The sequence below is a fragment of the Tropicibacter naphthalenivorans genome (assembly GCF_900176475.1).
GTDB lineage: Bacteria > Pseudomonadota > Alphaproteobacteria > Rhodobacterales > Rhodobacteraceae > Tropicibacter > Tropicibacter naphthalenivorans.
Window position 1 is genome coordinate 1 of the sequence record NZ_FWXX01000021.1, and the last position, 26,669, is coordinate 26,669.

Here is a 26,669-nt window from a genome sequence, read left to right on the forward strand (position 1 = left end):
TCCAGCGCCATTTCATTGTAGTCGTAATCGCGCCCGTCGACCCAAGTCGTCTGGCCGCCGGTGCGCTTGACGACGAGACATTTGACGGTGTCCTTGCAGTGCAGCAGGGCTTTGTCGGCGTTGGTTTTCAGCGGGGTCTTGCGGCCACCGCGCGGCGCCTCATCGGCGGTGATGACAACCTTGGCGTCGCAGCCGTTGACACGGGCGGCCAGGGCGTCGGGCGAGAAGCCGGCGAAGACGATCGAATGCACCGCGCCGATGCGCGCGCAGGCCAGCATGGCGTAGGCGGCCTCGGGGATCATGGGAAGGTAAATGATGACCCGGTCACCTTTGCGCACGCCCATGGATTCCAGCACGTTGGCCATGCGGCAGACGCGGCGGTGCAGGTCGTTGTAGGTGATCGACTGGGCTTGTTCGGTGGGATCGTCGGGCTCGAAGATGATGGCGGTCTGGTTGCCGCGCTTTTCGAGATGGCGGTCGATGCAGTTGGCGGCGACGTTCAGCGTGCCGTCCTTGAACCACTCGATCTTGACCTCGCCGAGGTTGAAATTGACGTCCTTGATCTGCGTCGGCTGCTTGATCCAGTCCAGACGCTGCGCCTGATCGGCCCAGAACCCGTCGGGATCAGACACGGACCGCGCATACATCTCTTCGTATTTCGCCGCATCGACGTTGGCATTCGCGACCATATCGGCCGACGGTGCGTAGGTATTGCTCATGTCAGGCTCCTCCTTCATTCGGGGGCAGGGAATGACACCCGGCCCCCGAACTCAAGACCGATCTTGGTCGCAAGGGCCGGGCATTTACATCAAATTGCGAGATACTCTGCGCGCAGCGCTTCGTTTTCCAGCACTTCGGCGGCAGACCCGTCGAAAACGATGGACCCAGTGTCCAAAATCACCGCGCGATCAGCAAGTTGCAGCGCGCGCACGGCGTTTTGTTCGACGATGATCGTGGTCATCCCCTGCTCTTTGATGTGGCGCAGGGTCTTTTCGATCTCGTCGACAATGACCGGGGCAAGACCTTCGTAGGGCTCGTCAAGCAGCAGAACCTTGATGTCGCGCGCCAAGGCCCGGGCAATCGCCAGCATCTGCTGCTCACCGCCGGACAGGGTCACGCCCTCTTGCATCCGACGCTCGCCCAGACGGGGGAAGAGGTCGTACAGACGCTCGATCGACCAGCCAATCGGCTCGGCGATCTGCGCCAGCTTGAGGTTTTCCTCGACCGTCAGGCCGGGAATGATGCAGCGATCTTCGGGCACAAGACCCAGGCCGGCCATGGACGCCTGATGCGATTTCATCAGGTGCAGCGGCTGGTGATCCAGCCAGATCTCGCCGTGGTTGACCTGCGGGTCATCCATCCGCGCGATCGAGCGCAGCGTGGTGGTCTTGCCCGCGCCGTTGCGGCCCAGCAGCGCGAGGATCTCGCCCTCGTGCACGTTAAAGGAAATGCCCTGCACGATATAGCTTTCGCCATAGTAAGAGTGCATGTCCCAGACCGACAAAAACGCGGGAGCGGTTTCAGCCTGGTTGGCGTTCTTCGAAAAATCCGGACGAACGTTCATGTTCAGATCTCCTTAATGAGCTTCGCCAAGATAGGCTTCTTGCACCTTGGGATGGCCTTTGATGTTCTCGGGCGCATCTTCGACCAGCGGCGTCCCCTGCGCCAGAACCGTGATCCGGTCAGCGAGAGAGAACACCACGTGCATGTCGTGCTCGATGATCGCGATGGTGATGTCGCGCTTTTCCTTGATCTCTTTGAGCAGATCGATGGTGTTGTTGGTGTCCGCGCGCGCCATGCCGGCCGTGGGTTCGTCCAGCAGCAGCAGCTTGGGGTTCTGCACAAGGCACATCGCCATCTCGAGGCGACGCTTGTCCCCGCGCGACATCGAGGCAGAGTGCATGTGGCGCTTGTCCAGCATGTTCACGTCCTCAAGCATCTGCTCGGCCATAGAGACCAGCTCGCGCTCGGAGGACACCGACTCGATCCCGTGCAGGCGGTACGCCCCGTCGCGCTTGGCGAACAGCGGGATCATCATGTTTTCCATCACCGTCAAATCCGCAAAGATTTCAGGGGTTTGGAACACGCGGGAAATGCCCATCTGGTTGATCTCGTGGGGCGAGCGGCCCAGCACCGAGTTGCCGTCAAACATGACAGAGCCGGTGTCGGGGATCAGCTTGCCTACAAGGCAGTTGAGCAGGGTGGATTTACCGGCCCCGTTCGGGCCGATAATCGCGTGGCAGGTGTTCTCTTTGACAGAGAGGTTCACATCGGACAGCGCCTGAAGGCCACCGAAGCGCTTGCCCACGTCTTTGACGTCTAGAATACCCATGGGTGTCTCTCCTTATTCCGCAGGCTCGGTGCTGGCGTTTTTGCTGTCTTCGTCCTTGTTGCGGCGCAGGGCTTTGCCGACGCGCTGACCGCCTTCGACGAGGCCGCCGGGCAGGAAGGTCACGACAAGCATAAAGATGATGCCCAGCGTGAGGTGCCAGCCTTTGCCAACAAAGGGATGCACGATAGCGACCATGAAGTTCTCGATGCCATCGGGCATAAAGCTGAACCAGCCATGCAGGACGTTGTCGTTGATCTTGGAAAAGATGTTTTCCATGTACTTGATCGCGCCTGCGCCCAGGACCGGACCGATCAGGGTGCCTGCACCGCCGAGGATGGTCATCAGGACGACCTCACCGGATGCGGTCCACTGCATACGCTCGGCGCCTGCCAGCGGGTCCATGGATGCCATCAGGCCGCCCGCCAGACCGGCGTACATGCCAGAGATGACAAAGGCCGCGAGGGTGTAGGGCTTGGGGTTCAGACCGGTGTAGTTCATGCGGGTCTGGTTCGACTTGATCGCGCGCAGCATCAGGCCAAAGGGCGAACGGAAGATGCGGATCGACAGGTAGAACGCCAGCAGCATGATCACGGCACAGACATAGTAGCCCGCCGAGAAGGTAAAGGTCCACGGACCCACAGCCAGATCAAAGGCAGAGCGCATTTCGAGCCCAAACAGGTTGGTCACCGGGATCGAGCCGTCTGCGGTGGCCGAAGCGCCCAGAATGCGCGGGTCGTCCAGCGTCAGTTGCAGGCCGGTTTCACCGTTGGTGATCGGCGTCAGCACCGAGTAGGCCAGCGCAAAGGACATCTGCGCAAAGGCCAGCGTCAGGATCGAGAAGTAGATCCCCGTCCGGCGCAAGCTGACATAACCGATGACCAGCGCGAACAGGCCAGAGATGATGACGCTCAGGATGATCGCCGGAATGATGTTCATGCTCAGCAGTTTGAACATCCAAACCGCCGAGTACGACCCCACACCCAAAAAGGCCGCGTGACCGAACGAAAGGTAGCCGGTCAGGCCGAAGAGGATGTTAAAGCCAATAGCGAAAATCCCAAAGATGACAAAGCGTTGCATCAGGTCGGGGTAGCCTGCGTTGAACTGCGCAAGGCCGCTGCCTTCGGGGAAGGGGTTGAGGATGAACGGGGCTGCCATGGTCAGGATCGCGACCAGGATCAGCAGGGTGGTGTCTTTCTTTTCAAGTCCAAACATGGGCTCTTACTCCATCACGCCTTTGCGACCCATCAGACCGCGCGGACGGGTCAGAAGGATGACGATAGCGACAAGGTAGATGATGATCTGGTTGATGCCGGGGATGGCCGAGATGACCACTTCGAGCGAGGCAAGGCTTTCGAGCACACCCAGCAAGAAGCCAGCGGCAACCGCACCGGGCAGCGAGCCCATGCCGCCAACCACAACCACGACGAAGCTCAGCACGAGGAAGTCCATCCCCATGTGGTAGTTCGGCGCGTTGATCGGGCCGTACATGACGCCCGCCAGACCCGCGACAGCAGCGGCAAGGCCGAACATGGCGGTAAAGCGCTTGTCGATGTCGATGCCCAGCAGGCCGACGGTTTCGCGGTCCGCCATACCGGCGCGGACAACCATCCCAAAGGTGGTGAATTGCAGGAACGCAAACACGCCCGCGATCACAACCAGCGAGAAGCAGAAGTTCACGACGCGCCACGCAGGATACACGATGCCGGGTAGCACCTCGACCACGCCGCTCAGCGCGTCGGGCGCCGGGGTCTGGATCGGGTTCGCGCCAAAGACGGCCTTGATGATCTCTTGCAGAACGATCGCCAGACCAAAGGTCACAAGGATCTGGTCGGCGTGCGGACGCTTGTAGAAGTGTTTGATCAGCCCGCGTTCCATCGCGTAGCCGATGAACAGCATGACCGGGATGGCGAATAGGATCGCCAGCGGCACGGACCATTCGATGATGGTGCCACCCAGTTCGGGGCCAAACCAGCTTTCGACGTAGGGCGTCTTGACCTTGAGCGGGTTGCCCAGAAAGTCAGTCTTGGTCGGGTCGATCGTTTCAGAGGAAAGGTTCAGCAGGCGTTGCAGCGTGACCGAGCAAAAAGCGCCGATCATGAACAACGCCCCGTGGGCAAAGTTCACGACGCCCAGCGTGCCGAAGATGAGTGTAAGCCCCAGCGCGATCAGCGCATAGGCAGAGCCTTTGTCCAGCCCGTTGAGAATTTGTAGAAGGAATGCGTCCATGGACCCCACCGTCAGGTTAAGTGTGGAGAGCGCCCTCCAGCGGTGCCGGGGGACGGGATGATGAGTTGCCGATTTCTTCGGTAAGCAAGTCGCGGAATTCTAAGCGTAAATTCTGCGAAACTGGCAAAAGGATGGGCCTGGGCCCATCCTTTCTTTGGCTTATGCGCCCGGGTTACAGGTGCCCAGTGCGCCGCCTGCGAACATCGGGTGATCCGGCGGATAGGTGACCTGAGCGGCCGGGGTGACTTCGACGATCTCGAGAAGGTCGAACTCCGACGTCGGGTTCTCTTTACCACGCACAACCAGAACGTCCTTGAAGCACTGGTGGTCCTCGGCGCGGTACAGGGTCGGGCCGTTGCCCATGCCGTCGAACTCAAAGCCTTCGAGGGCTTCGACAACTGCGCAGGGGTTGAACGAACCGGCACGGGCCACGGCGTCTGCGTACAGCAGGGTCTGGACATAGCAGGTGTGTGCGGCCTGCGACGGCGGGAAGCCGTACTTGGTGCCGAACGACTTGACGAATGCCTTGGAGCCTTCGTCCTGCAAGGACCAGTGCCAGCCGGTGGAGCCAACGATGCCCTTGATGTTGTCGCCCGCGCCGCGCGCCATCAGGCGCGAGAAGAGCGGAACAACGATCTCAAAGTTCTTGCCGTTCGCTTGCGCTTCGCGCAGGCCGAACTGAACCGCGTTGGTCAGCGAGTTGACCATGTTCCCGCCGTAGTGGTTCAGAACCAGAACGTCTGCGCCGGAGTCCTTGACCGGGGCGATGTAGGACGAGAAGTCCGTCGCCGCCAGCGGGGTCAGCACGTTGTTGACGGTTTCCCAGCCCAGAGCCTCGGTCGCGGCTGCGATCGATTCCTGCTGCGTCCAGCCCCAGGTGTAGTCGGCGGTCAGGTGGTAGGCCTTGCGGTCGTCGCCGTACAGCGACTTCAGCACCGGTGCCAGCGCCGCGCCGGACATGTAACCGTTAAAGAAGTGACGGAAGCCGTTGGCTTTCTTGTCTTTACCGGTGGTGTCGTTGGAGTGGGTCAGGCCAGCCATAAAGATGACGCCTGCCTCTTGGCACAGGCCCTGAACGGCGATCGCCACACCCGAGGACGAGCCGCCGGTGATCATGATTGCGCCGTCTTTTTCGATCATCGACTTGGCCGATGCGCGGGCTGCGTCAGACTTGGTCTGCGTGTCGCCGGTGACATACTCGACCTTCTTGCCCAGGATGCCGTTGCCTTCGAGCGCCTTGGACGAGAAGGTGTTCAGCATACCGCCATCGCCGCCACCGTTCAGGTGCTCGACGGCCAGCTCGTAGGCGCGCAGTTCGTCTGCGCCTTCGTCAGCGTAGGGGCCGGTCTGCGGAACGTTGAAGCCCAGGGTCACGGTGCTGCCGGTCGGCGCGTTGGTGAAGCCCGAGTGGCTCGCAGCCGAAAGGTAGGTCGGCAGAGCCAGACCTGCGCCTGCAACGGCACCGGTCTTGAGCACGCCACGACGTGTCAGGTTGTTGGACATAAATATCCTCCCATTTCGTGATATGGCAAACCGAAGCTCCTCAACGACGGTTCGCGGGCACTGTTGTGCAAAGGTACTATGACGCAGGGTCGTAAAATTTCGCAACAAGGGCTTTTCTTAAAACGCTTTTTTTGTCAAAGGCTGAAAAGTAGACTAAGGTATTCTGTAAATTTCTGTATGTTGCAGTGCAGAAACCCATTGAATTGATGCAGGAAACGCATGTCACGCGATACGTTAACAGGCAGCCGCATTCGCGAACGGCGGGTGGCGCAGGGGGTCAAACAGGCCGATTTGGCGCGAAAAGCGGGGATTTCGGCCTCTTACCTGAACCTCATTGAGCACAACCGGCGCAGAATCGGCGGCAAGTTGCTGCTGGATATCGCCGAAGTGCTTCAGGTTGAGCCGGCCTTGCTGACCGAGGGCGCCGGCGCGACCTTGATCGCGGCGCTGCGCGAGACGGCGCTGGATATGAACGCCCCCGCCGAGCTGGACCGCGTCGACGAATTCGCCGGTCGCTTTCCCGGCTGGGCACAGCTGCTGGCCGAGTGCCGGGGGCGCATTGCTACGCTGGAACGCACGGTCGAAACGCTGACCGACCGCATGACCCACGATCCGCATCTGGCCGCCTCGCTGCACGAGATGCTCTCGACGGTGACGGCGATCCACTCGACCGCCTCCATTCTGGCCGAACCCGGCGAGATCGACCCGGACTGGCGCGCGCGTTTTCACCGCAACATCCATGAGGACAGCGCGCGCCTTGCCGAAACCTCGCGCGGGTTGGTGACCTATCTCGAGGCCGACGACGCCAGCGCCACGCAAACCGGCTCGCCGCAGGAAGAGCTGGAAACCCTGCTGGATGGCATCCAGCACCACGTCCCCGAGCTAGAGGACGGTGGCCGCGTCGACCAGGCGCTTAAGCGGGTGGGGCAGGGGGCCTCGGCGGCGGCGCGGGACATCTTGCAGCACTGGCTGGAGCGTTACGCCCAGGACGCCAAGGCCCTACCTCTAGAAAGTTTCGCCGCGCCGTTGCGCCGCTATGGTCCCGATCCTGTGGCTTTGGCGGGCGCGCTGGGGGCCGATCCGGCACGGGTGATGCGGCGGCTGGCCTCGCTGCCCGCCGAGATCCTGCCAGAGCCGGTCGGGCTGGCGATCTGCGACGCCTCGGGCGTGCTGCGCTACCGCAAACCCTTGCCGGATTTCCCCATGCCACGCTTCGGTGCGGCCTGTCCGCTGTGGCCGCTATATCATGCGCTCAACCGGCCCCAAGTCATCCTGTCGCGGCCCTTGGTTCAGCCGGGGCGCACGGGGCACGGCATCTGGGCCGATGCTTTGGCGGTACCGCAGGGGCTGGCGGTGAACGACGACGCGCAATACGAATCGCACATGCTGGTGCGGACCTACCAGCCCGGCGCGACCGACGCCCCCCCGCGCGAAGTGGGCGTGGCCTGCCGTGTTTGCCCGCGCGACGCCTGCACCGCACGCAGCGAGCCTTCGATCCTTTCGGCTACCGCATAGCGGGTTTTCCCTGCGGCAAACCCGCCCGCATTTCACGTCACATCTTTTGACAGGTCATTCATAATAGGCATAAAGTCGTACCACCTTGTCTTGGGAGGGGAGTCCGAAAATGGACCGAAAAAGGGGACAAGGGGCGAACGGGGGGGATGAATGTCCGGGCAGGTACTGCTGATCGAGGATGAACCAAATATCATCGAAGCCATCAAGTTCATCCTTTCGCGCGAAGGGTGGCATGTTCACACGCATTCCAACGGGGTCGATGCGGCCGATGTGGTGCGCAGCCGCGCGCCCGATGTGCTGATCCTGGATGTGATGCTGCCGGGACGCTCGGGGTATGACATCCTGCGCGAGCTGCGCGACGACCCGGCGACCGCCGCGCTGCCGGTGCTGATGCTGACCGCACGTGGCCAAAGCAAGGACCGAGAAATGGCGGAACGCGCCGGGGCGTCGCGGTTCATGACCAAGCCCTTTTCCAACGCCGAGGTGCTCGACGCGGTGCGCGCGCTGACCTCGGTGGCATGAGCCAAGGCAGCGGGGGCGAGGATCAGATGCCGCTGTTCGTCGAACGCCAGACCTATCGCCGCCGCCGCTTGGTCGATGCGGCGCGCGCCTTGCCGGTGCTTGGCCTGATGCTGTGGTGGGTGCCGCTGCTATGGTCCCTGCCGGAGGAGCCGATGCCCGCCTCGACCGCCTTGATCTATATCTTCCTCGTCTGGGCGGGGCTGGTGGCGGCGGCTGGCCTGCTGATCTACGCCCTGCAAGCCAAGCGCAACCGCGGCCCCGAGGACGCCCCGTGACGACGATCAACGCGCTGGCCGCGATTTCGGTCGCCTATGTGCTGTTGCTGTTTGCGGTGGCCTTCTTTGCCGAACGGGCCGCACAGCGCGGCAATGCGGGGATCTTGCGCGCGCCGATCATCTATACGCTGTCGCTGTCGATCTATTGCACAGCGTGGACGTTCTACGGCGCGGTCGGCAGCGCGGCGCGTAACGGATTGGAATACATGACGATTTACCTCGGCCCGAGCCTTGTGCTGATTGGCTGGTGGTGGGGACTGCGCAAGCTGGTGCGGATCGGGCGCAGCCAGCGCATCACCTCGATTGCGGACCTGATTTCCAGCCGCTACGGCAAGTCGAACCTGCTCGGCGTGGGCGTGACCTTGCTGGCGGTGGTGGGCACCACGCCCTATATCGCGCTGCAATTGCAGTCGGTGACACTGTCGGTCGAAGTCTTTGCCCAAGCCGACGCCGTCAACCTGCACAACAAGCAGTTCACCGCCTTTTGGGTGGCCGTCGGCCTGTCGGCCTTCACCGTGATCTTTGGCACGCGCAACCTTGATACCAACGAGCGCCACCACGGCGTCGTCATGGCCATCGCTCTGGAAGCCATCGTGAAACTGGCCGCGCTGCTGGCGGTGGGCACCTTTGTGGTTTGGGGCATGTCGGGCGGCATCTCTGGCACGCTGGAGCGCATCGACCAGTCCTCCCTGGGCCTGTGGGAGGTGCAAGGCGGGCGCTGGGTGGGCCTGATGATGCTGTCGTCGGCGGCCTTCCTGTGCCTGCCGCGCATGTTCCAAGTGCTGGTGGTCGAGAACGACAATGACCCGCAGCTGCGCATGGCGGCTTGGGCCTTTCCCTTGTACCTGATGCTGATGAGCCTGTTCATCGTGCCCATCGCGGTGGTGGGGCTGGACGTGCTTCCCGCAGGATCAAACCCCGATCTGTTCGTGCTGACCGTACCGCTGTCCCAAGGGCAGAATGGGCTGGCGGTGCTGTCCTTCCTTGGCGGGTTTTCCTCGGCGACCTCGATGGTGATCGTGGCGGCGATTGCGCTGTCGACGATGGTATCGAACCACATCGTCATGCCGATCTGGCTGCGGTTTTCGGCGACGACGGCCTCTGTCTCTGGTGACGTGCGTCAGGTGGTGCTGCTGTCGCGGCGGCTGTCGATCGCCGGTGTGCTGCTGCTGGGCTACCTGTATTACGCCATGTCCGGCGGCGGCGAAGCCCTTGCGACCATTGGCCTTGTGTCCTTTACCGGCGTTGCGCAGGTCTTGCCCGCGCTGCTGGGCGGCATCTTTTGGCGTGGGGCGACGCGCACCGGCGCGCTGGCGGGGCTGACGGCGGGGTTCGGCATCTGGCTGTATACCTTGTATCTGCCCAGCTTTGGCCCCGGCGTGGTTCTGCCCGAAAGCTTTTTTGTGGATGGTCCGCTTGGCGTGTCGTGGCTGCACCCGCACGCGCTCTTTGGGATCGAGGGGCTGGACCCGCTGTTGCACGCTGTCCTGTGGAGCCTGTCGTTGAACACCGTGGCGTTTTTCGCCGCCTCGCTCATGAGTTTTCCCAGCCCGCTGGAGCGGTTGCAAGGCGCGCAGTTCGTCAACGTGCAACAGGCGCCCGGCAGCGCGCGCGGCTGGTCGCAGGGGGCGGCGCAGGCCGAAGACTTGATGGTCATGTCCCAGCGTATCCTCGGCGCGACCGAGGCGCAGGCGCTGTTCCAACGCGCTGCGCAGGATCAGGGGCTTGCGGGCTATCTGCCTGAACCCACGCCGGCGTTTCTGCAGGTGCTTGAACGCGAGCTGTCGGGCTCGGTGGGGGCGGCGACGGCGCACGCCATGCTGGGGCAAATCGTCGGCGGCATGGCTGTCTCGGTCGAAGACCTCATGGCCGTGGCCGACGAGACCGCCCAGATGATGGAATATTCCGCGCGCCTCGAAGAGCAATCCGCCGAGCTGTCCCGCACCGCCGCCCAGCTGCGGGCCGCCAACGACAAGCTGACGCGGCTGTCGGTGCAAAAGGATGCCTTCCTCAGCCAAATTAGCCACGAGCTGCGCACGCCCATGACCTCGATCCGGGCGTTTTCGGAAATCCTGCGCGACACCGACGGGCTGACCGGCGAAGAACGCAACAAATACAGTTCGATCATCCACGACGAGGCGATTCGCCTGACGCGTTTGCTGGACGACCTGCTGGACCTGAGCGTGCTGGAAAATGGTCAAGTTTCGCTGAACATCGTCCAAGGTACGCTGCGCGAGGTGCTGGATCGCGCGCAGGCCGCGGCCTCGGCCAATGAAAACGGGCCCGCCCTCGACATCCAACGCGATCTCACGCGCGAGTCGGTGGTGTTGTTCACCGACACCGAGCGTCTGAGCCAAGTGTTCATCAATCTCATCAGCAACGCCGGAAAATACTGCGATGCGGCGCAACCGCGCTTGGAAATTCGCGTGCAGAAAACCGACAAAGACCTGTTGGTCGATTTCATCGACAACGGCAGCGGCGTGGCGCCCGATGCACAAGACGTAATTTTCGAGAAATTTTCACGGGTTAGCGATCAAAAAGCCGGTGGCGCGGGCTTGGGTCTTGCGATTTGCCGCCAGATCACCGCGCGTCTGGGCGGCGAAATCAGCTATCTGCCGGGGCAGGGCGGGGCCGCATTTCGTGTGCAATTGCCCCTGTCGATGACGCGCGCGGCGTGAACTCTGTGCGGTTTTTCATGATTTTCGCACAGGCTTTCAGGCCTTGGTAACCAAATCCCGCCATACAGAAACGCGGAGGCATGTAATGTACGGCGATTTTGTTCATGGCTGATGGTGCAAGAGATGACGTTTTGGGTCAAAAGGCCCAGGCAGCTCAGCGGGCGTTCGAAGCTCGCGGGATGTCGCCGTCCAAAGCATTGCGCCGCGCATTGTCGCGTACGGCGGATTTGCTTTGGGATCTGGCGCTCGTCACTCAGAATGTGACCATCGAAAGCCTCGACCAGGATGGCGTTGTCGACTCGCTTGGCCCGCAGGATCTCTTGCTGTTGATGGACGGCCCTGACGGGACGACCGGTCTGGCCGCAATCGACCGCGAGATCATGACAGGCATCATCGAAGTGCAGACCATCCTGCAAGTGACGCAGATCCCGATTGATCCTGAACGCGTGCTGACCCCCACCGATGCCGCCATGATGGCCCCCTTGCTGGATGGTACGCTGGAATTGATGTCGGGGTATCTGGTCGATCACCCGCTCAAGGCCGAGATTGAAGGGTTCAAATTCGGCGCGATGCTCGAAGATGCGCGGACCGCGTCTCTGTTGCTGGATGCGCATGGTTATCGTGCCTTCCGGGCCGATATGGATTTGGCGCTAGGGCGGCGCAAGGGGCGGCTGTCGATCATCCTCCCCGAGGTTAAGAAGAAGGCCAAGAAAAGTGGCGAAGAGGCCGGTAAAGCTGGACCCGGCCCCTATGAAGAATTGCTCAGTCGCGTTCCCGCCCGCCTTGATGCAGTGCTGACGCGGATCAAACTGCCACTTGGCCGCGCCGGAGAGTTGAAACCCGGTGATGTTCTGACTCTGCCGCCCGATGCTTTGGACAAGGTCGAAGTGATCGCCGGGCGCAACCAACTGGTGGCCAAGGGGCGCATGGGCCAGCAAAACGGTCTGCGGGCCGTGCGATTGACTTGGCCCAAGCGCAATGGAGGCGCCGAAATGGCCGCGGCCACCGCTGGCGCGCCGGCGGATGAGCTGCCCGATATTGGCGGATTGCCGAGCCTGCCTGATGCGACGCCTGATTTCGATAAGGGCGGTTTCGATGGCGGTGACGCCGCCGGGGATCTCGGCGATTTCGGCGGCGACTTTGGCGCGCCCTCAGAAGAGGCGCTGCCGGATCTTCCGCCCCTCGATTTTGGCAGCGAAGCTGCAGAGTTCGATATGGGTGAATTCGATTTGGGCGACCTCGACGGCGGAGAGACGACAGACGATGGCCTGGCCGATATCGGCCTGGACGAAGGGTTCGCTTCTGCGCCTGTCGATTTCGACTTTGACGAAAAGTAACGTCTTATTCGGCGAGCGTTTCCAATGTCGGGCGCAACCCGCTGAGGTCATAACCCGCCTCAGCCGTCGCTTCGAGAACCGCATCCGCGCCAAGCTTGGCAGCGTTCCCCAGCGCCCAGATCACCGAACACCGCGTCCCAGAGGCGCAATAGGCCAAAACGGGGCCATCCGCGGCGGCGACCAATTCGCTTTGGCGCAGAATGTTCTCGGCGTTCATGGTCTGGTGGGTCAGCGGAAGGACGGCAAACTCCATCCCCGCGTCCGTGACGGCGGCGCCAATGGCCTCCGCCCAAAGCTCGGGCGGGTTTTCCCCATCCGGGCGGTTGCAGATCACAAGACGAAAGCCCGCCTCATGCAACGTCGCCGCATCCTCGGGAGAGATCTGCGGCGACACGAAGTATTTATCGGTAATTTTGCGCGTATCCATACATGCGGATTACTCCGCGGGAACGAGCCTGTCCAGACGGGACCGGACAAAGGGCGCAACCACCATGCCGGTAATCATCGCGGCCAAAAAGGCATAGAGCCCCGCCCCGCCATAGGTCAGCGAGGCGATCGACGGCCCCGGGCACAGCCCGACCAAACCCCAGCCCATGCCGAACATCACCGACCCGATGATCAGGTTCTTGTCGATCTTGGTCGAGGGTTTCGGCGGCAGGGGCGTCCCAATCAACGAGGTCTGACGACGCGCCCGCACCAGCCAAGCCAGCGCCATCGGAATCATCGCCCCGCCCATGACAAAGGCAAGGGTTGGGTCCCAGTTGCCGAAAACATCCAGCCAGCCCTGCACCTTGGTGGTATCGGTCATGCCGGACACGAACAGGCCCGCGCCGAAAAAGCTGCCTGCAATCAAAGCGATAAGGTGACGCAACATTAGATGACCCCCAAGATGTGGCGGAAGATGATCACACCGATGCCGCCCGCCAGGATGTAGCAGCAGGTCGCAACGATGCCGCGGATCGACAGGCGAGACATCCCGCACACGCCGTGTCCAGACGTACAGCCGTTGGCGATGCGCGTGCCAACACCAACCAGCAGACCTGCCGCGATCAGCGCGTAGTAGTTGTCCGTCAGATGCGTGTCGACGGAGCGGTAAAACGGCATCAAGATGACCGGCAAAACCGCCACGCCGAGCAAAAACAAGATCCGTTCCAGCGCAGTGTCACGGCCCGAGCCATCCACCAGACCGCCGATGATCCCCGAAGCGCCCATGATTTTGCCATTCCCAAGCAGGTAAATAGCGCCGCCGGTCCCGATCAGCAGTCCGCCGATCAGACCCCAAATCCAATCTATTGGCATGTGTGTTTCCTTGTGTGTCCTGTTGGCCCGCCGTCGCGCTGGGCCTGAAACCGGCGCCAAGGTCCTCTCCCCCCTTGGCGCCAGCGGTGTTTAGAGCTTGTTCACCGGAACCTTGAGGAACACGTCCCCTTTTTCGTCCGGCTCGGGCATCTGGCCCGCGCGCATGTTCACCTGCAACGAGGGGATAATCAGCTTGGGCATGGCGAGGGTCGCATCGCGCGTGTCGCGCATTTCGATGAAGTCTTCCTTGGATTTGCCTTCGCCGACGTGGATGTTCTTGGTTTTTTGCTCACCCACGGTGGTTTCCCACGCATATTCATCGCGGCCCGGCGCCTTGTAATCGTGGCCGACGAAAATGCGGGTATCGTCCGGCAGCGCGAGGATTTTCTGCACCGATTCATAAAGGGTCTCGGACGAGCCGCCGGGGAAGTCACAGCGCGCCGTGCCGAAATCCGGCATGAACAGCGTGTCGCCCACAAAGGCCGCATCGCCAACCACATAGGTCAGGCAAGCCGGCGTGTGACCGGGGGTGTGCAGCACGTCGACACGCAGCTGGCCGATATGAACACTGTCCCCTTCGACGAACAGCTCATCGAACTGGCTGCCATCGCGCTGGAACTCTGTCCCTTCGTTAAAGACCTTGCCAAAGGTGTCCTGCACGATCTTGATCCGGTCGCCGATACCGATCTTGCCGCCGATCTGCTGCTGGATATAGGGCGCAGCCGACAGGTGGTCGGCGTGCACATGGCTTTCCAGAAGCCATTGGCAATCATAGCCTTTTTCTTTAACAAAGGCGATGATCTGATCCGCAGAGCGGGTGTCGGTGCGCCCCGAGGAGTAATCGAAATCCAGCACGGAATCGATCACCGCGCAGGCGGATCCGTTCGGATCGCGCACAACATAGGAAATGGTGTTGGTTGCATCGTCGAAAAATGCGGTGACTTCAGGCTTCATGGCCGTTCCCTCCGAAACTTTGTGCACAACATATAAGTAAACGCGAATATGTTTCAAGCCAATTCTTGCACATGACCTGTATCAAAGTGCTTAACTGCGCAATTTGACATAGTGTCCCGGAACCCAAGAAAGGCGGCATATCATGTCTCATCATCAGTATAAACTGCGTCTTCTCAATCGGTTGCGCGAGTTGGGCGGGCGTTTGGATGATATCGAAAATGCGCTCGAAGAACCGCATTCCAAGGACTGGGAAGAGATGGCCGTCGAGCGTGAGGGCGAAGAGGTCCTTGAACGACTCGGCGAGTCTGGTCAGGCTGAGGTTGCGCGAATTCGCTCTGCGCTCTCTCGAATGGCGAGCGGTGAGTACGGGTTTTGCGTGAAATGCGGCGATGAGATCGCTTCGGCGCGTCTTGATGCCGTACCAGAAGCGCCGCTGTGCGCGTCCTGCGCGGCGAAATCCTAAGGAGGAGAGGGCAATGACTGACCTGGAAGAACGCATCAACGATCTGCACGAGCAAATCCTTGCCGCCGCGGACACCCAGCGCGAAGAATTGCTCGATCACTTGGAGCAAGCGGTTTTGACGCTTGAAAGCAAAGGCTTGCCCGCGCCGCACTGGGCCAAGGATTTCCTGGCGGCGCGCATCGACCGCGATGTCGAAGATCAGTTCGACAATATGCCTTTGTAGGTAAAATCCGAGTCAAATTCGCCACGCTTTGTGGGGCTTGCGTGGCTTTGACGGCGTAAGTGTTTGTCATTTCCCCCTGTTTTTGCGTTTAATTTGCCTAGAATGACGCGCAAATGCGCGCAGGAGCAGGCAAATGGCAGAACAGGTCGGCTATCATGTCGTCGAAGGTGTGGCGTTCCTGAACGTCGCGCATCCCCCGGTGAACGCGCTCTCGCGCCCGGTGCGCGTCTTGTTGATGGAGGCGCTGGACCGCGCCGAAGAAGACGACGCCGTCTCGGAGATCGTCCTGAAGGGCGAGGGGGTGACCTTTCCCGCTGGTGCGGATCTGTCTGAATACGAACAGAAATTGACCGAACCCTTTCTGCGCGATCTGTGCGAACGGGTCGAATATTGCGAAAAGCCGGTGATCGCCTTGATGCACGGCACCGTCTATGGCGGCGGGTTCGAGCTGGCCTTGGCGGCGCACTATCGTTTGGCAGCGCGGTCCACGCGCGTCAGCTTGCCCGAGGTGCTCATGGGGTTGACGCCGTCGGGCGGGGCGACGCAGCGCCTGCCGCGTTTGGCGGGGGCGAAAGTCGCGCTGGACATGATGCTCTCGGGCGGGGTTCTGGTGTTGGATCGCGCGCCGGGGCAGCAGCTGGTCGATGAGCTCTTTGACGGGGATCTGCGCGGTGCGGCGGTTCAGTTTTGCCATAAATTGCGTGAAAAAGGGCAGGGGCCGCGCAGGTTGTCGCAGGCCCGTGACGGGTTTGCCGATCCCAAGGCGTATCAATCTGAAATTAACACCCGCCGTGCAAGCCTTCCCGAAGGGGATGATGCGCGCGCGCAGATTCTGCATCTGGTCGAAGCCGCGCCGCTTTTGCCCTTTGAAGCTGGCCTGGCCATGGAACAAGACGCCTTTGAAGAGGCGCTTGGGTCGGACGCGGCCCATGCTTTGCGCCACTCTTTCGTGGCGGAACGCAACGCGCGGCGGTTTCCCGCGCGGCCCAAGGCGCTGCCCAAGGTGAACCGGATTGCGGTTCTGGGGCCGGGGCCTTTGGCGATGCAACTTGCGGTGGCGGCTTTGCAATCCGGCGCGGCAGTAAATTGGGGCGCCAAGGATGTGGCGCGGTTGGACGATGGCGTGCGGCAGCTGCGCGAGATTTTCGCGCGATCGTCAAAGGGGGCGGTGGAGGCGCGGCTTAAGCTGCTGACCACCGGAGAAAGCGCCGAGATGGTCAAGGGCGCGGACATGATCTTGCACGCCGCCAAGGGGCAGGGCGACGTGCCTGCCCCGCGTGAGCTGCCGCGCGCGGTTGTCATGGCCGGACGGGTCGATGCTTTGGGCCTGCGGTTTGCGCCGCCCGTCTTTGCCACGCGCCTGATGGAGGTTATCGAAGGCCCCGACGGCACGGCCACGCAGATGGCCTATGCCTTGGCGCTGGCAGAGCGGCTGGGCAAGACGCCGGTGCATGTGAAATCCTCTGGCGCGACAGTGGCCGGGCGGCTGGTGGCGGCGTTGCACCGCGCGGCGGATGCCTTGGTCGATCTGGGGGCGGACCCCTATCAGATCGACGATGCGGTCGAGGCCTGGGGATGGTCCAAGCCGCCGTTTCGCACGCGGGACACCATTGGGCTGGAAGATTTTACCGGCCAATCGCGGGCCTTGGGCGCGCGCAACTGGTCGGCGGAGCTATGTGAGGTGGACCGCAAAGGCTGGGTCGCGGGCGCCGGCTTCTACGATTGGGGCGACCACGGCGCGCGCCCCAGCGAGGCGGTGCCGCGACTGATCAACGGCGCGCGTCCCGTCGCACCGATGGCCGCCGCCGATGTGGTCGAGCTGCTGGTCGGGGCAATGGCCAATGAAGGCGTGCGGATGCTCAGCGAAGGCATGGTGGATCGCGCCTCTGACATCGACGTAGTGGCGATGCTGGCGCAGGATTTCCCGCGCGGGCGGGGCGGGCCGATGAAAATGGCGTCGATCTGGGGGCTGTTCCGCATCCTGAAAAAGATGGAACGGCTCGGCCATGTGGACACGGCCTTTTGGGCCCCGATGCCCCTGTGGGGCGAACTGGTCAAGAACGGCCGGGATTTCGACGACGTCTAAGCGGCGGTTCAGCCGAGGAAGATGCCCATGATCACCATCATGAGGCCGATCACCGACAGGAACAGCGAACCCATGTTCAGGGGCATAACCCGGCGCACGGCGTCGCGCAGCTCGTCGTCGGACAGCCCGGCCTTGCGCGCCTTGGCGACTTTGACGATCGACCAGATCAGCCCGATAAGCCCCAGCAGCGAAATCGCCGCGCCCGTCCAGATCAGCCATGCCATGATGTCGTGTCCTCTTTGGTTTTATGGGAAAAAGCGCGTAAAGCAGCCGGCGCGCGCGCGCAACCCCTTGATGGGGGCGGGTCCGGGCGGTAGCTAGAGGGCCATATTTGCAGGAGGCACCCATGCAGGACGAAGACAGCTCGAACAGCTACGGCATCGCAGCGGGCGAATTGCGCGCTTTCATCGAACGCGTTGAGCGGCTCGAAGAAGAAAAGAAAGAGGTCGCGGAACAGATCAAGGAAGTCATGGCTGAAGCCAAGGGCCGCGGCTACGACACCAAGGTCATGCGCAAGCTGATTTCCATGCGCAAGCGCGACAAGGACGACATCGCCGAGGAAGAAGCGGTGATGGAAATGTACATGGCCGCGCTGGGCATGTCCTGATCCCAAACGGATCCAAGGGGCGCGCTGGTGACAAGTGATCCAGTTGGCGCGCAAGCGCGACAGTTCGGATCAGCCCCCGCCCTGACCCTCCCCCGATCCGGGGGAGGGGACCCTAGACGCAGTCTACCCCTTTGAAAAGATGTAGGATTGTGCCTTTAGGGGGCAATCACCGTGACGCCGGGAATGCGCGAGATCGTGTAGATATCGTCTTCGTACAGTTCGGTGAGCATGTCGATGTAGGCCTCGTCCCACGGCAGATCGACCTCTTCTTCGATCTCTTCGTCCAGCGCGTATTTGTCCAGAAACGCCGACATCACCCGGCGTTTTTGCATTTCGTTGATCGTCGGGTTTTCCTTGAGGAAGGCCCGGAAGCGTTTCATCCCTTCGCGCGAGATGATCGACGAGAAAAGATCAAACGCCCCGGTGATCTTGCGGGTGATTTCGATCCCGGCCATGTCGCGAATGAGTTGCCCCCAGATCAGCGGCGTGTCCTCGTTGCACCAGATCGTGATCGGCACCTCGGGCACGTCTGCGCGCAGGCGGCGGATCAGGTCGGACCAGCGAAACTGCATCGGGTCCACCCCGTCCAGAAAGGCGTCAAAGTTGGTGTGCGGGGTCGCGGCAAAGGCGGCTGGCAAGAAGGTGGCGGGATCGCGCAGGCCCATGAACAGCTCCAGGTCGTCGCCTTTGAAGATCTCGGACAGGGTGCGCAGGCGCGCCTCTGCTTTGTAGTAGATGCGCTGGCCGCCAAACATAAGCTTTGGAACGGAAAAGAAATTTTGGTTCGACAGGATCAGCCGGTCGACCTGCGCGGGGTCTTCGTTGACAATGGCGTCCAGCAGGATGTCACGGACATCGTCATTGGGGCGCTTGGTGCCGATCCGGTTGACCGCATCGGACAGCAATTGGCGGTAGTTGGACGGGCCGGGGATGGCCACGCCTTCGTGCCGCCACGTCTCGGCGTTGCGCAAGAGGCACTTGAGAATGCGGTCGTCGTCGGTGCAATGCACGCCGGTGTGTAGGATTACCTGCATGGGCCTGTGGGTCTTGCTGAGTGGTTCTTGGGGTTTTTGTTGGCTCAAGGTCGCACTATAAGCGCTTTTGCGGGAAGAAAAACAGGACAAAACGAGGCGCTCATGAGCACAGCCGAGACTTCACAGGATGCCGCGCGCACCCGCCTGCCCAGCCGTTGGTCGGTTGGGGCGGTGGTGATTGCCGTTGTGGTTGTGCTGCCGATCCTGTCGGTGGTGTGGATCGCGCTTTTCCCCAGCGAGAACATCTGGCCGCATTTGATCGCCACGACCCTGCCGCGCTATCTGTGGAACACAGGCGTGTTGATGGTGGGCGTGGGCCTGCTGTCGGCGATGGTCGGGACGGGGGCCGCGTGGCTGGTGTCGCGGTACGATTTTCCGGGGCGCGCCTCGCTGGAATGGCTGTTGTTGCTGCCCTTGGCGATTCCCGCCTACGTGGGGGCCTATGCCTTGGTCGATTTCCTCGAATACGCCGGGCCGGTGCAGACGGCGATGCGTGGGCTGTTCGGCTGGCAGAGCGCGCGCGATTATTGGTTCCCTGAAATCCGGTCCATGGGGGCGGCGATCATCGTGCTGACGGCGGCGCAGTTTCCCTATGTCTACCTTTTGACGCGCAACGCCTTCCGCGAGCAATCCGCGGCGTCAGAAGAGGTGGCGCAGTCGCTTGGGGCAGGGGCCTTGGGCCGGTTTTGGCGGGTCGGCCTGCCCTTGGCGCGGCCGGCGATTGCGGCAGGCGTGGCCATCGTCATGATGGAAAGCGTCAATGATTTCGGGACGGTAGACTATTTCGCGGTGCAGACCCTGACCACCGGGATTTTCTCGACCTGGCTCGAGGCGAACAACGCAGGCGGCGCGGCGCAGATCGCCTCGGTCGTCTTGTTTCTCGTGATTTTCCTTGTGCTGCTGGAGAAAGTCTCTCGTCGCAAGATGCAGTTTTTTAACCTGTCGACGCGGCACCGCCCCGTGGCGCGCAAGGCCTTGTCCGGGCGGATGGCGTATCTGGCGATGATTGCCTGCGCGCTGCCTTTTGCCATGGGGTTTGTGCTGCCCGCCGGGGTCATCCTGAGCCACGCTTGGGATAATGCGGACAATTGGGTCGATCCCGAGCTGTGGAAGGCGGTTCTGCACACCCTGACCGTTGGCGGCTTGGCGGCCGTGATCACGGTTCTGGCGGGGGTTTTCCTTGTCTATGGCGTGCGTTTGTCGGGGCGCAAGCTGCCGCGTCTGCTGCTGCCTGTGACGACGATTGGCTATGCCGCGCCGGGTGCGGTGCTGGGGGTGGGTATCCTTATCCCATTGGCCGCTTTGGACAATTTCATCGCAGACGGGATCTGGGCCGCGACGGGCTGGGATCCGGGGTTGGTGTTGACGGGCACGGCCTTTGCCTTGGTTTTGGCCTATTGCGTGCGCTTCTTTGCTATCGGGCAGGGGGCGGCGGATGCGGCCATGGGCCGGGTGTCGCCGAACCTTGCGCTGGCGGCGCGGTCGCTGGGCCGCAACCAAGGCCAGGTCCTTGTGGATGTCTACTACCCCTTGATGCGCTCGTCGGTCGCCTCGGCGCTGTTGCTGGTGTTCGTCGATTGCGTCAAGGAACTGCCCGCAACGCTGCTGCTGCGCCCGTTTAATTACGATACGCTGGCCACGCGCGTGCACGAACAAGCCTCGCTGGAGGCCTTGGGAGAAGCTGCCCCCGCCGCGATTCTGGTGATTTTGGTGGGGCTGTCGGCGGTTGGGCTGTTGGCTCGGGCAAATCGATGAATTTTGGTGCTTGATCCCGCTTGGCGATTTGGAATATCTGTCCCCTCGTGCCCCTATAGCTCAGCTGGTAGAGCAACTGATTTGTAATCAGTAGGTCCGCGGTTCGAGTCCGTGTGGGGGCACCACCTTTCTGACATCCAAGGCAAATTTGACGCGGTCGCCTAAAGCCACCTGACTTGGGGGCTTGGAGATTTCATGGATTCGTCATGGATTTCCCCGAGCTTTGAAGCTTTCGCAAGGGAAGTCGCCTTAGGGTTGCGCAGCGCGGCTTAATTTTTGAGCATCTTCCCCAACGGTCAAATTTTTATTGATTGGCCAGTCATGAAAAATAATTAAATTAAATCATTGAGTTAATTCGCGCTTGCCTGCGGGGGCGCCGGCGCTGGCGCGCATGTGAGGCATTTGATCAAACATGTGGCGATTTACAGGGCGGCGGCAAATGCGCTACCGATTCTACCTGATGCACATGACCACTCCGCTCTATTGTCGCGACAGCGACCTGATTGGCCGACCATCCGCTTGCACTGGCAAGACGGAGCGCGGCCATGGCGCTTGGAAAGCCTTTTACTCAAAAACAGGCACCGGCTTGGGGCGCGCATCGATACTCCAACAAGTGAGGACTCCAATGAAAAAGACCATGATGACTGTTGTCGCTGCTGCCACGCTCGCAGCAGGGGCCGCTGGCGCCGCGACGCTCGACGATGTCAAAGCCGCCGGCAAACTGAAATGCGGCGTGAGCCAGGGTCTGCCCGGCTTCTCGACCCCCGATGATTCCGGCGCATGGACCGGCATCGACGTCGACTACTGCAAGGCACTGGCCGCAGCGGTTCTGGGCGATGCCGAAGCCGTGGAATATGTCTCGCTCTCCGCGAAAGACCGCTTTACCGCGCTGTCTTCGGGTGAGATCGACGTTCTGTCGCGCAACACCACCTGGACCATCACCCGCGACACCGATCTGGGCATCTCGTTCGTCGGCGTGAACTACTACGACGGTCAGGGCATGATGGTGCCGAAGTCCTTTGGCGTGACCTCTGCCAAGGAACTGTCCGGCGCAACCATCTGCACCAACACCGGCACCACCACCGAGCTGAACATCACCGACTACTTCAAGCAGCACGGCATGGAGTTCGAACTGGTCGCCCTGGAAAACTCTGACGAGGTGATCGCAGCCTACGGCGCAGGCCGTTGCGACGTCTTCACCACCGACCGGTCCGGCGTGGCCGCCGAGCGTCTGAAGCTGGCGAACCCCGATGACCACATGGTTCTGCCCGAAACCATCTCCAAAGAGCCGCTTGGCCCGTCGGTCCGCGCCGGTGACGAGCAGTGGGCCAAGATCGCCCGCTGGGTTCTGAACGGTGTGATCGAAGCCGAAGAATACGGCATCACCTCGGCCAACGTCGAAGAGATGAAGGGCTCCAACAACCCCTCCGTGCAGCGTATCCTGGGCGTTGGTGACAACGACTACGGCGCGCCGCTGGGTCTGGACGCAGACTTTATCGCAAAGGCCGTGGCACAGGTTGGCAACTACGGCGAGATGTACGAGCGCAACGTTGGCCCCGACACCCCGCTCAAGCTGGAGCGTGGCGTGAACGAGTTGTGGACCAACGGCGGCCTGATGTACGCACCGCCGGTCCGCTAAGACCCGCGAAATTTCCGCAAAAAGACCAACCGGATGGGGGCAGAGGTTCGCCTTTGCCCCCTTTCCCATAACATAGCGGGGGTATTTCAATGAGTTCGACGAGTGACCGCGACGCCCAGGGGACGGGCGAACGCACAGGTCTCGCGGCCCTGGTTTTCGACAGCCGGGCGCGGTCCTTATTCTTTCAGGTGGTTCTGGCGCTGGCGATCATCGCGATGATCGTGGTGGCGGTCCAAAACGCCGCGGCAAACCTTGCCGAGCAAGGGCGTGAGTTCGGTTTCGACTTTTTCGACCGGCCGTCCGACATTCAGATTCTGACGACATTCGGCACGTGGCTGGTGGGCTACGAGGCGGGTCAGAACTCGATCTTCGACGTTTTCCTGCTGTCCATTGCCAACACGTTGATCGTGGCCGTGGCCGGCATCTTTTTCGCGACGATCTGGGGTTTTTTGCTGGGGATTTTCCGGCTGTCCCACAACTTCGTCCTCAACAGCTTTGCGACCTTTTATGTCGAGCTGTTGCGCAACATTCCCCTGCTTTTGCAGATCTTCTTCTGGACGGCGGTTCTGCGGATCGTCGCCCCGAGCGAGCGCGGCACCTATGGGACGCTGATCCCCGGTCTGCTCCAGTTCGACGCCAAGGGCATTTACGGGCCGTACCCCGTGCCGCATGACGGCTTTGCCCTGACCATGTATGCGCTGGTGGTGGGCATCATCGCCGCCTGGGGCTTTGGCAAATACGCCGCCAAGCAGCAGGACGCCACGGGCAAGCAGCTGCCGACGTTCCGTGTTGGCCTGGGGCTGATCATCGGTCTGCCGGTGCTGATGTTCCTTGTGACGGGTCGGCCCATGTCCATCGAGTGGCCGAACTTTGTCACCGAAGGTCCGGTGTTCCGCCGTGGCTTTGAACGGGGCGTTGGCTCTTATATTGCGCCCGAATTCATGGCGCTGTTCCTGGCTCTGACCACCTACACGGCGGCCTTTATCGCGGAAATCGTCCGCGCGGGCATTCAGGCGGTCCCAAAGGGCCAGTCCGAAGCCTCTGCCGCGCTGGGTCTGCCGGACAATCTGGCCATGCGCAAAGTCATCCTGCCGCAGGCGTTCCGGGTGATCGTGCCGCCGCTGACCTCGCAGTATCTGAACCTGACCAAGAACAGCTCGCTCGCGGCGGCCATCGGCTACCCAGAGCTGGTCGCGGTGTTTGCAGGGACAACGTTGAACCAAGTGGGGCGGGCGATCGAAATCATCGCCATCGTCATCTTGGTCTACCTGACGATCTCGCTGCTGACCTCGGCCTTTATGAACTGGTTCAACAACCGCGTTAAGCTGGTCGAACGGTAAGGGAGCGGATCTATGCAAGAACACGAAACAGATCACTGGGTCCGCACGCACGAAGCGCCGCGTATGGACCCGCCTTCCAGTTCGGTCGGGCCGCGCGCCTGGCTGTGGAAGAACATCTTTGCCTCGATGGCCGACTATTCGACGCCGGGCAAAGCCGTCACCTCTGTGATGATGCTCTTTATGACGGTGTTTTCCGCCTATGCGCTGGTGTGGATGGTGTGGACGATGCTGGACTTTGCGCTGTTCTCGGCGACCTTCTTTGACCCCGAGGGGCTGAAGCGCGACGCCTGTCTGGTCAATCCCGCTGGCGCGTGCTGGCCCTTTGTGCAGGCAAAGTGGTACCAGTTCATGTTTGGCTTTTACCCGCCCGAAGAGGTCTGGCGCGTCAAGGTGGCGATGGCCATTCTTGGGGTTGGCATTGCTTGGCTGGTCTTCCCGCTGCCGCATCGCGGCAAGGTCGCGGCCTTTATGCTGATCGGTTTTCCGATCCTGTCCTACGTGTTGCTGAACGGGATGCCCGTCGAAGACGACGGCGATCTGGGGCACATCTTTGCCGGGGCGTGGTTCCCGCTGGTGCTGGCCGCGGCCGCCTTTGCGGCGTGGTTCATCGCCAACAAGGGCCAGTTCGGGGACGTGGGCCAAGCCTTTGCCCCCGCCTTGCTGATGGCGGCGGTTGTCCTTGGCGCCTGGGGCATGTTGCCCTTGGTGACCATGGTGATCGACCTCGCACTGGGGACCGAAGTGGTCGAGACCAACAAGTGGGGCGGTTTGACCATCACGCTGGTGGTGGCGATCTTTGGCATCGTCATTTCCTTGCCCGTGGGCATGGTGCTGGCACTTGGGCGTCGCTCGAACGCGCCGATCATCCGCTATTCTTCGGTGATCTTCATCGAAGTGGTGCGGGGCATTCCGCTGATCTCGGTGCTGTTCTTTGCCTCGGCCATGCTGCCCTACTTCCTCGAACCGGGGGTCGACTTCAACAAACTGCTGCGCGCCATGATCGGTGTGGTGCTGTTCGCCTCGGCCTATATGGCAGAGGTGATCCGGGGCGGCCTGCAAGCCATCCCCAAGGGCCAGTACGAAGGCGGCATGTCGCTGGGTCTGTCCTATTGGCAGCAGATGCGCCTGATCATCATGCCGCAGGCGCTGACCACCGTCATTCCGGGGATCGTGAACACCTTTATCGGGCTGTTCAAGGACACCACGCTGGTTCTGATCATTTCGATCTTTGACCTGCTGGGCATCCTGTCGGCCACGCTAAAGGACCCCGAGTGGTCCACGCCCACAACCGCCTATACCGGCTATCTCGTGATCGCGATGATCTACTGGGTTTTCTGCTTTGGGATGTCCCGGTACTCGGTCTACATGGAACGCAAGCTCGACCGCGGGCATCGCTGAGGAATTGGAAACATGAGTGAACAAATGACAAACGCACCGCGGAAGAAAATGACCGTCTCGGACGAGGTGGCGATTGAGATCAGCGGGATGAACAAGTGGTACGGCCAGTTCCACGTGCTGCGCGACATTGATCTGACGGTCTATCGCGGCGAGCGGATCGTGATCTGTGGGCCGTCGGGGTCGGGCAAATCCACCCTGATCCGCTGCATCAATGCCCTGGAAGAGCATCAAAAGGGCTCGATCGTGGTGGATGGCACGCGCCTGACCTCGGATCTCAAGAACATCGACACGATCCGGTCCGAGGTTGGCATGTGCTTTCAGCACTTCAACCTGTTCCCGCATCTGACGATTCTGGAGAACTGCACGCTGGCGCCGATCTGGGTTCGTAAAGTCCCCAAGAAAGAAGCCATCGAAACCGCGATGCACTATCTGGAAAAGGTCAAGATCCCCGATCAGGCCAACAAGTACCCCGGTCAGCTGTCCGGTGGTCAGCAGCAGCGTGTGGCGATTGCCCGGTCCTTGTGCATGAAGCCGCGGATCATGCTGTTCGACGAGCCGACCTCGGCGCTTGATCCGGAAATGATCAAGGAAGTGCTCGATACCATGATCGAGTTGGCCGAAGAGGGGATGACCATGCTGTGCGTGACCCACGAGATGGGATTCGCTCAGGCGGTGGCAAACCGGGTCATCTTTATGGCCGATGGCCAGATCGTCGAGCAGAACGAGCCGAACGCGTTCTTCAACAATCCGCAGAGCGATCGGACCAAGCAGTTCCTGAGCCAGATTCTCGGCCATTGAGTCGGATTTTGATCGCTACGCCAAAGAAAGGGACCTTCGGGTCCCTTTTGTTTTGCCCGAGCGGCGTGGTGATTCACCGGGATTCGCGGCAGGGGCAGGGGATTTTTGACGCTAGATGGCGTCGAAAACGTGGATTTTGCCCTCGGAGGTGCGGAAATTGGCGGGGGAGGGGGCCTATTTTCCTCAGAAAATGCCTGCTTCCTCAGCGTCACCCAAGTTTTTTGACGGAAATATGAAAAAACCGCTTGCGGGTTTTGGGTGATAACCTTAAAACCCCTTCACCGGCGGCGCTGAGGCGCTACGGGGCGCTGCGGCGGGACGGAACGAGGCACTGGTTGCTGAGGGACGGGACGCTGAAGCGGAGAGAATTTTGAGGCATTGACGGCGGGGCGCGCCAGTAAGTTAGGGCGCATCTCGTTGGTATTTGTCTCTACGCTATTTGAAATTGATGGTATCTGAAGGGATATGTGGGCGACTTAGGTTCATTTCGATGAACAAATGTCTGCATATCAACGTCTTTAGGCGATGATCGCTGGGCTCGAGTAGCGAAGCGATGGCGCCGATGATAAGATGTCAGCTTCACTGTTTGGACGGCTTTCGGTATCTTTTGGTACTGAAGCACAGACAAACAGATGACTTTCATTGCATTCCATACCTAGCCGGGTTGGAAGTTGCTGCTGCGCTC

The 26,669-nt window shown here is 61.3% G+C and carries 26 protein-coding genes and 1 tRNA gene; 15 read left to right on the plus strand and 12 right to left on the minus strand.

The features are described 5' to 3' along the window. The 6 genes from B9A11_RS20370 to B9A11_RS20395 all read right to left on the minus strand — a co-directional run. On the minus strand, positions 1-719 hold a 719-nt coding region (locus B9A11_RS20370), incomplete at its 3' end, for an AMP-binding protein (RefSeq protein WP_412556305.1). An 89-nt stretch (positions 720-808) separates the two neighbouring features. Further along, positions 809-1,564: an ABC transporter ATP-binding protein gene (locus tag B9A11_RS20375; protein ID WP_058249527.1), complete on the minus strand. Its 756-nt coding sequence runs from the start codon at positions 1,562-1,564 to the stop codon at positions 809-811. Between the two features lie 12 nt (positions 1,565-1,576). Beyond that, the gene (locus tag B9A11_RS20380; RefSeq protein ID WP_058249528.1) at positions 1,577-2,332 is read right to left on the minus strand and encodes an ABC transporter ATP-binding protein; all 756 of its coding nucleotides are present in this window, start codon (positions 2,330-2,332) and stop codon (positions 1,577-1,579) included. 12 nt (positions 2,333-2,344) lie between these two features. Beyond that, positions 2,345-3,544: a branched-chain amino acid ABC transporter permease gene (locus tag B9A11_RS20385; RefSeq protein ID WP_058249529.1), complete on the minus strand. Its 1,200-nt coding sequence runs from the start codon at positions 3,542-3,544 to the stop codon at positions 2,345-2,347. A gap of 6 nt (positions 3,545-3,550) precedes the next feature. Continuing rightward, on the minus strand, positions 3,551-4,558 hold the full coding sequence (locus tag B9A11_RS20390) for a branched-chain amino acid ABC transporter permease (protein WP_058249530.1): 1,008 nt from the start codon (positions 4,556-4,558) through the stop codon (positions 3,551-3,553). 159 nt (positions 4,559-4,717) lie between these two features. Beyond that, positions 4,718-6,061, minus strand: coding sequence for a substrate-binding protein (locus tag B9A11_RS20395; RefSeq protein WP_058249531.1), 1,344 nt, complete (start codon positions 6,059-6,061; stop codon positions 4,718-4,720). Positions 6,062-6,280: 219 nt separating this feature from the next. On the opposite strand from B9A11_RS20395, the gene B9A11_RS20400 reads away from it, so the two are divergent. The 5 genes from B9A11_RS20400 (at position 6,281) to B9A11_RS20420 (ending at position 12,388) form a co-directional block, all read left to right on the plus strand. After that, positions 6,281-7,576 carry an XRE family transcriptional regulator gene (locus B9A11_RS20400; protein WP_058249532.1) on the plus strand — a complete coding sequence of 432 codons (1,296 nt, stop codon included), beginning with the start codon at positions 6,281-6,283 and terminating at the stop codon, positions 7,574-7,576. Between the two features lie 150 nt (positions 7,577-7,726). Further along, positions 7,727-8,098, plus strand: coding sequence for a response regulator transcription factor (locus B9A11_RS20405; RefSeq protein ID WP_058249533.1), 372 nt, complete (start codon positions 7,727-7,729; stop codon positions 8,096-8,098). Further along, positions 8,095-8,373 (plus strand): hypothetical protein, encoded by a 279-nt coding sequence (locus tag B9A11_RS20410; protein WP_058249534.1) that lies wholly within the window; start codon positions 8,095-8,097, stop codon positions 8,371-8,373. Before B9A11_RS20405 ends, B9A11_RS20410 begins: the two co-directional genes overlap by 4 nt. Continuing rightward, positions 8,370-11,051, plus strand: coding sequence for an ATP-binding protein (locus B9A11_RS20415; protein ID WP_058249535.1), 2,682 nt, complete (start codon positions 8,370-8,372; stop codon positions 11,049-11,051). Before B9A11_RS20410 ends, B9A11_RS20415 begins: the two co-directional genes overlap by 4 nt. Positions 11,052-11,155: 104 nt before the next feature. After that, a complete protein-coding gene (locus B9A11_RS20420) occupies positions 11,156-12,388 on the plus strand; it encodes a FliM/FliN family flagellar motor C-terminal domain-containing protein (protein ID WP_058249536.1) in 1,233 nt (410 codons plus the stop codon). Positions 12,389-12,392: 4 nt separating this feature from the next. Here B9A11_RS20420 and B9A11_RS20425 read toward each other — a convergent pair whose 3' ends face one another. From B9A11_RS20425 to B9A11_RS20440, 4 genes are all read right to left on the minus strand, one after another. Continuing rightward, positions 12,393-12,815, minus strand: coding sequence for a protein tyrosine phosphatase family protein (locus tag B9A11_RS20425; protein ID WP_058249537.1), 423 nt, complete (start codon positions 12,813-12,815; stop codon positions 12,393-12,395). Between the two features lie 9 nt (positions 12,816-12,824). Then, positions 12,825-13,262, minus strand: a complete 438-nt coding sequence (locus tag B9A11_RS20430; protein ID WP_058249538.1) for a DUF6691 family protein — start codon at positions 13,260-13,262, stop codon at positions 12,825-12,827. Beyond that, positions 13,262-13,687: a YeeE/YedE family protein gene (locus B9A11_RS20435; RefSeq protein ID WP_058249539.1), complete on the minus strand. Its 426-nt coding sequence runs from the start codon at positions 13,685-13,687 to the stop codon at positions 13,262-13,264. Before B9A11_RS20435 ends, B9A11_RS20430 begins: the two co-directional genes overlap by 1 nt. A gap of 90 nt (positions 13,688-13,777) precedes the next feature. Beyond that, positions 13,778-14,641, minus strand: a complete 864-nt coding sequence (locus B9A11_RS20440) for an MBL fold metallo-hydrolase (RefSeq protein WP_058249540.1) — start codon at positions 14,639-14,641, stop codon at positions 13,778-13,780. Between the two features lie 142 nt (positions 14,642-14,783). Between B9A11_RS20440 and B9A11_RS20445 the strand changes: the two genes are divergently transcribed. The 3 genes from B9A11_RS20445 (at position 14,784) to B9A11_RS20455 (ending at position 17,413) form a co-directional block, all read left to right on the plus strand. Then, on the plus strand, positions 14,784-15,104 hold the full coding sequence (locus tag B9A11_RS20445; RefSeq protein ID WP_083499982.1) for a TraR/DksA family transcriptional regulator: 321 nt from the start codon (positions 14,784-14,786) through the stop codon (positions 15,102-15,104). 13 nt (positions 15,105-15,117) lie between these two features. Then, the gene (locus B9A11_RS20450; protein ID WP_058249542.1) at positions 15,118-15,327 is read left to right on the plus strand and encodes a hypothetical protein; all 210 of its coding nucleotides are present in this window, start codon (positions 15,118-15,120) and stop codon (positions 15,325-15,327) included. Positions 15,328-15,460: 133 nt separating this feature from the next. Continuing rightward, positions 15,461-17,413, plus strand: coding sequence for an enoyl-CoA hydratase-related protein (locus tag B9A11_RS20455; protein ID WP_058249543.1), 1,953 nt, complete (start codon positions 15,461-15,463; stop codon positions 17,411-17,413). A gap of 8 nt (positions 17,414-17,421) precedes the next feature. Here the strand turns inward: B9A11_RS20455 and B9A11_RS20460 are convergent, their stop codons facing one another. Continuing rightward, entirely contained in the window at positions 17,422-17,637 is a 216-nt protein-coding gene (locus B9A11_RS20460) for a hypothetical protein (RefSeq protein ID WP_058249544.1), read from the minus strand. 122 nt (positions 17,638-17,759) lie between these two features. Between B9A11_RS20460 and B9A11_RS20465 the strand changes: the two genes are divergently transcribed. Further along, positions 17,760-18,020 carry a DUF2312 domain-containing protein gene (locus B9A11_RS20465; protein ID WP_058249545.1) on the plus strand — a complete coding sequence of 87 codons (261 nt, stop codon included), beginning with the start codon at positions 17,760-17,762 and terminating at the stop codon, positions 18,018-18,020. A gap of 155 nt (positions 18,021-18,175) precedes the next feature. Here the strand turns inward: B9A11_RS20465 and B9A11_RS20470 are convergent, their stop codons facing one another. Beyond that, on the minus strand, positions 18,176-19,054 hold the full coding sequence (locus tag B9A11_RS20470) for a hypothetical protein (RefSeq protein ID WP_058249546.1): 879 nt from the start codon (positions 19,052-19,054) through the stop codon (positions 18,176-18,178). A gap of 102 nt (positions 19,055-19,156) precedes the next feature. Between B9A11_RS20470 and B9A11_RS20475 the strand changes: the two genes are divergently transcribed. The 6 genes from B9A11_RS20475 to B9A11_RS20500 all read left to right on the plus strand — a co-directional run bounded on the left by B9A11_RS20475 (position 19,157) and on the right by B9A11_RS20500 (position 25,984). Beyond that, entirely contained in the window at positions 19,157-20,809 is a 1,653-nt protein-coding gene (locus tag B9A11_RS20475; protein WP_058249547.1) for an ABC transporter permease, read from the plus strand. A gap of 49 nt (positions 20,810-20,858) precedes the next feature. Then, positions 20,859-20,934: transfer RNA gene (locus tag B9A11_RS20480), tRNA-Thr, on the plus strand. Between the two features lie 500 nt (positions 20,935-21,434). After that, on the plus strand, positions 21,435-22,448 hold the full coding sequence (locus B9A11_RS20485) for an amino acid ABC transporter substrate-binding protein (protein ID WP_058249548.1): 1,014 nt from the start codon (positions 21,435-21,437) through the stop codon (positions 22,446-22,448). 89 nt (positions 22,449-22,537) lie between these two features. Then, entirely contained in the window at positions 22,538-23,788 is a 1,251-nt protein-coding gene (locus B9A11_RS20490) for an amino acid ABC transporter permease (protein WP_058249549.1), read from the plus strand. 12 nt (positions 23,789-23,800) lie between these two features. After that, complete coding sequence (locus B9A11_RS20495; RefSeq protein ID WP_058249550.1) at positions 23,801-25,186, plus strand: amino acid ABC transporter permease; 1,386 nt, start codon at positions 23,801-23,803, stop codon at positions 25,184-25,186. Between the two features lie 48 nt (positions 25,187-25,234). After that, complete coding sequence (locus B9A11_RS20500) at positions 25,235-25,984, plus strand: amino acid ABC transporter ATP-binding protein (protein ID WP_186009232.1); 750 nt, start codon at positions 25,235-25,237, stop codon at positions 25,982-25,984. Positions 25,985-26,669: the final 685 nt, after the last annotated feature.

Bases quoted from the DNA above. Each gene is read 5' to 3' on its own strand.
- B9A11_RS20375 (WP_058249527.1), bottom strand. From the start codon at position 1,564: ATGAACGTTCGTCCGGATTTTTCGAAGAACGCCAACCAGGCTGAAACC.
- B9A11_RS20380 (WP_058249528.1), bottom strand. From the start codon at position 2,332: ATGGGTATTCTAGACGTCAAAGACGTGGGCAAGCGCTTCGGTGGCCTT.
- B9A11_RS20385 (WP_058249529.1), bottom strand. From the start codon at position 3,544: ATGTTTGGACTTGAAAAGAAAGACACCACCCTGCTGATCCTGGTCGCG.
- B9A11_RS20390 (WP_058249530.1), bottom strand. From the start codon at position 4,558: ATGGACGCATTCCTTCTACAAATTCTCAACGGGCTGGACAAAGGCTCT.
- B9A11_RS20395 (WP_058249531.1), bottom strand. From the start codon at position 6,061: ATGTCCAACAACCTGACACGTCGTGGCGTGCTCAAGACCGGTGCCGTT.
- B9A11_RS20400 (WP_058249532.1), top strand. From the start codon at position 6,281: ATGTCACGCGATACGTTAACAGGCAGCCGCATTCGCGAACGGCGGGTG.
- B9A11_RS20405 (WP_058249533.1), top strand. From the start codon at position 7,727: ATGTCCGGGCAGGTACTGCTGATCGAGGATGAACCAAATATCATCGAA.
- B9A11_RS20410 (WP_058249534.1), top strand. From the start codon at position 8,095: ATGAGCCAAGGCAGCGGGGGCGAGGATCAGATGCCGCTGTTCGTCGAA.
- B9A11_RS20420 (WP_058249536.1), top strand. From the start codon at position 11,156: ATGGCTGATGGTGCAAGAGATGACGTTTTGGGTCAAAAGGCCCAGGCA.
- B9A11_RS20425 (WP_058249537.1), bottom strand. From the start codon at position 12,815: ATGGATACGCGCAAAATTACCGATAAATACTTCGTGTCGCCGCAGATC.
- B9A11_RS20430 (WP_058249538.1), bottom strand. From the start codon at position 13,262: ATGTTGCGTCACCTTATCGCTTTGATTGCAGGCAGCTTTTTCGGCGCG.
- B9A11_RS20435 (WP_058249539.1), bottom strand. From the start codon at position 13,687: ATGCCAATAGATTGGATTTGGGGTCTGATCGGCGGACTGCTGATCGGG.
- B9A11_RS20440 (WP_058249540.1), bottom strand. From the start codon at position 14,641: ATGAAGCCTGAAGTCACCGCATTTTTCGACGATGCAACCAACACCATT.
- B9A11_RS20445 (WP_083499982.1), top strand. From the start codon at position 14,784: ATGTCTCATCATCAGTATAAACTGCGTCTTCTCAATCGGTTGCGCGAG.
- B9A11_RS20450 (WP_058249542.1), top strand. From the start codon at position 15,118: ATGACTGACCTGGAAGAACGCATCAACGATCTGCACGAGCAAATCCTT.
- B9A11_RS20455 (WP_058249543.1), top strand. From the start codon at position 15,461: ATGGCAGAACAGGTCGGCTATCATGTCGTCGAAGGTGTGGCGTTCCTG.
- B9A11_RS20460 (WP_058249544.1), bottom strand. From the start codon at position 17,637: ATGGCATGGCTGATCTGGACGGGCGCGGCGATTTCGCTGCTGGGGCTT.
- B9A11_RS20465 (WP_058249545.1), top strand. From the start codon at position 17,760: ATGCAGGACGAAGACAGCTCGAACAGCTACGGCATCGCAGCGGGCGAA.
- B9A11_RS20470 (WP_058249546.1), bottom strand. From the start codon at position 19,054: ATGCAGGTAATCCTACACACCGGCGTGCATTGCACCGACGACGACCGC.
- B9A11_RS20475 (WP_058249547.1), top strand. From the start codon at position 19,157: ATGAGCACAGCCGAGACTTCACAGGATGCCGCGCGCACCCGCCTGCCC.
- B9A11_RS20485 (WP_058249548.1), top strand. From the start codon at position 21,435: ATGAAAAAGACCATGATGACTGTTGTCGCTGCTGCCACGCTCGCAGCA.
- B9A11_RS20490 (WP_058249549.1), top strand. From the start codon at position 22,538: ATGAGTTCGACGAGTGACCGCGACGCCCAGGGGACGGGCGAACGCACA.
- B9A11_RS20495 (WP_058249550.1), top strand. From the start codon at position 23,801: ATGCAAGAACACGAAACAGATCACTGGGTCCGCACGCACGAAGCGCCG.
- B9A11_RS20500 (WP_186009232.1), top strand. From the start codon at position 25,235: ATGACCGTCTCGGACGAGGTGGCGATTGAGATCAGCGGGATGAACAAG.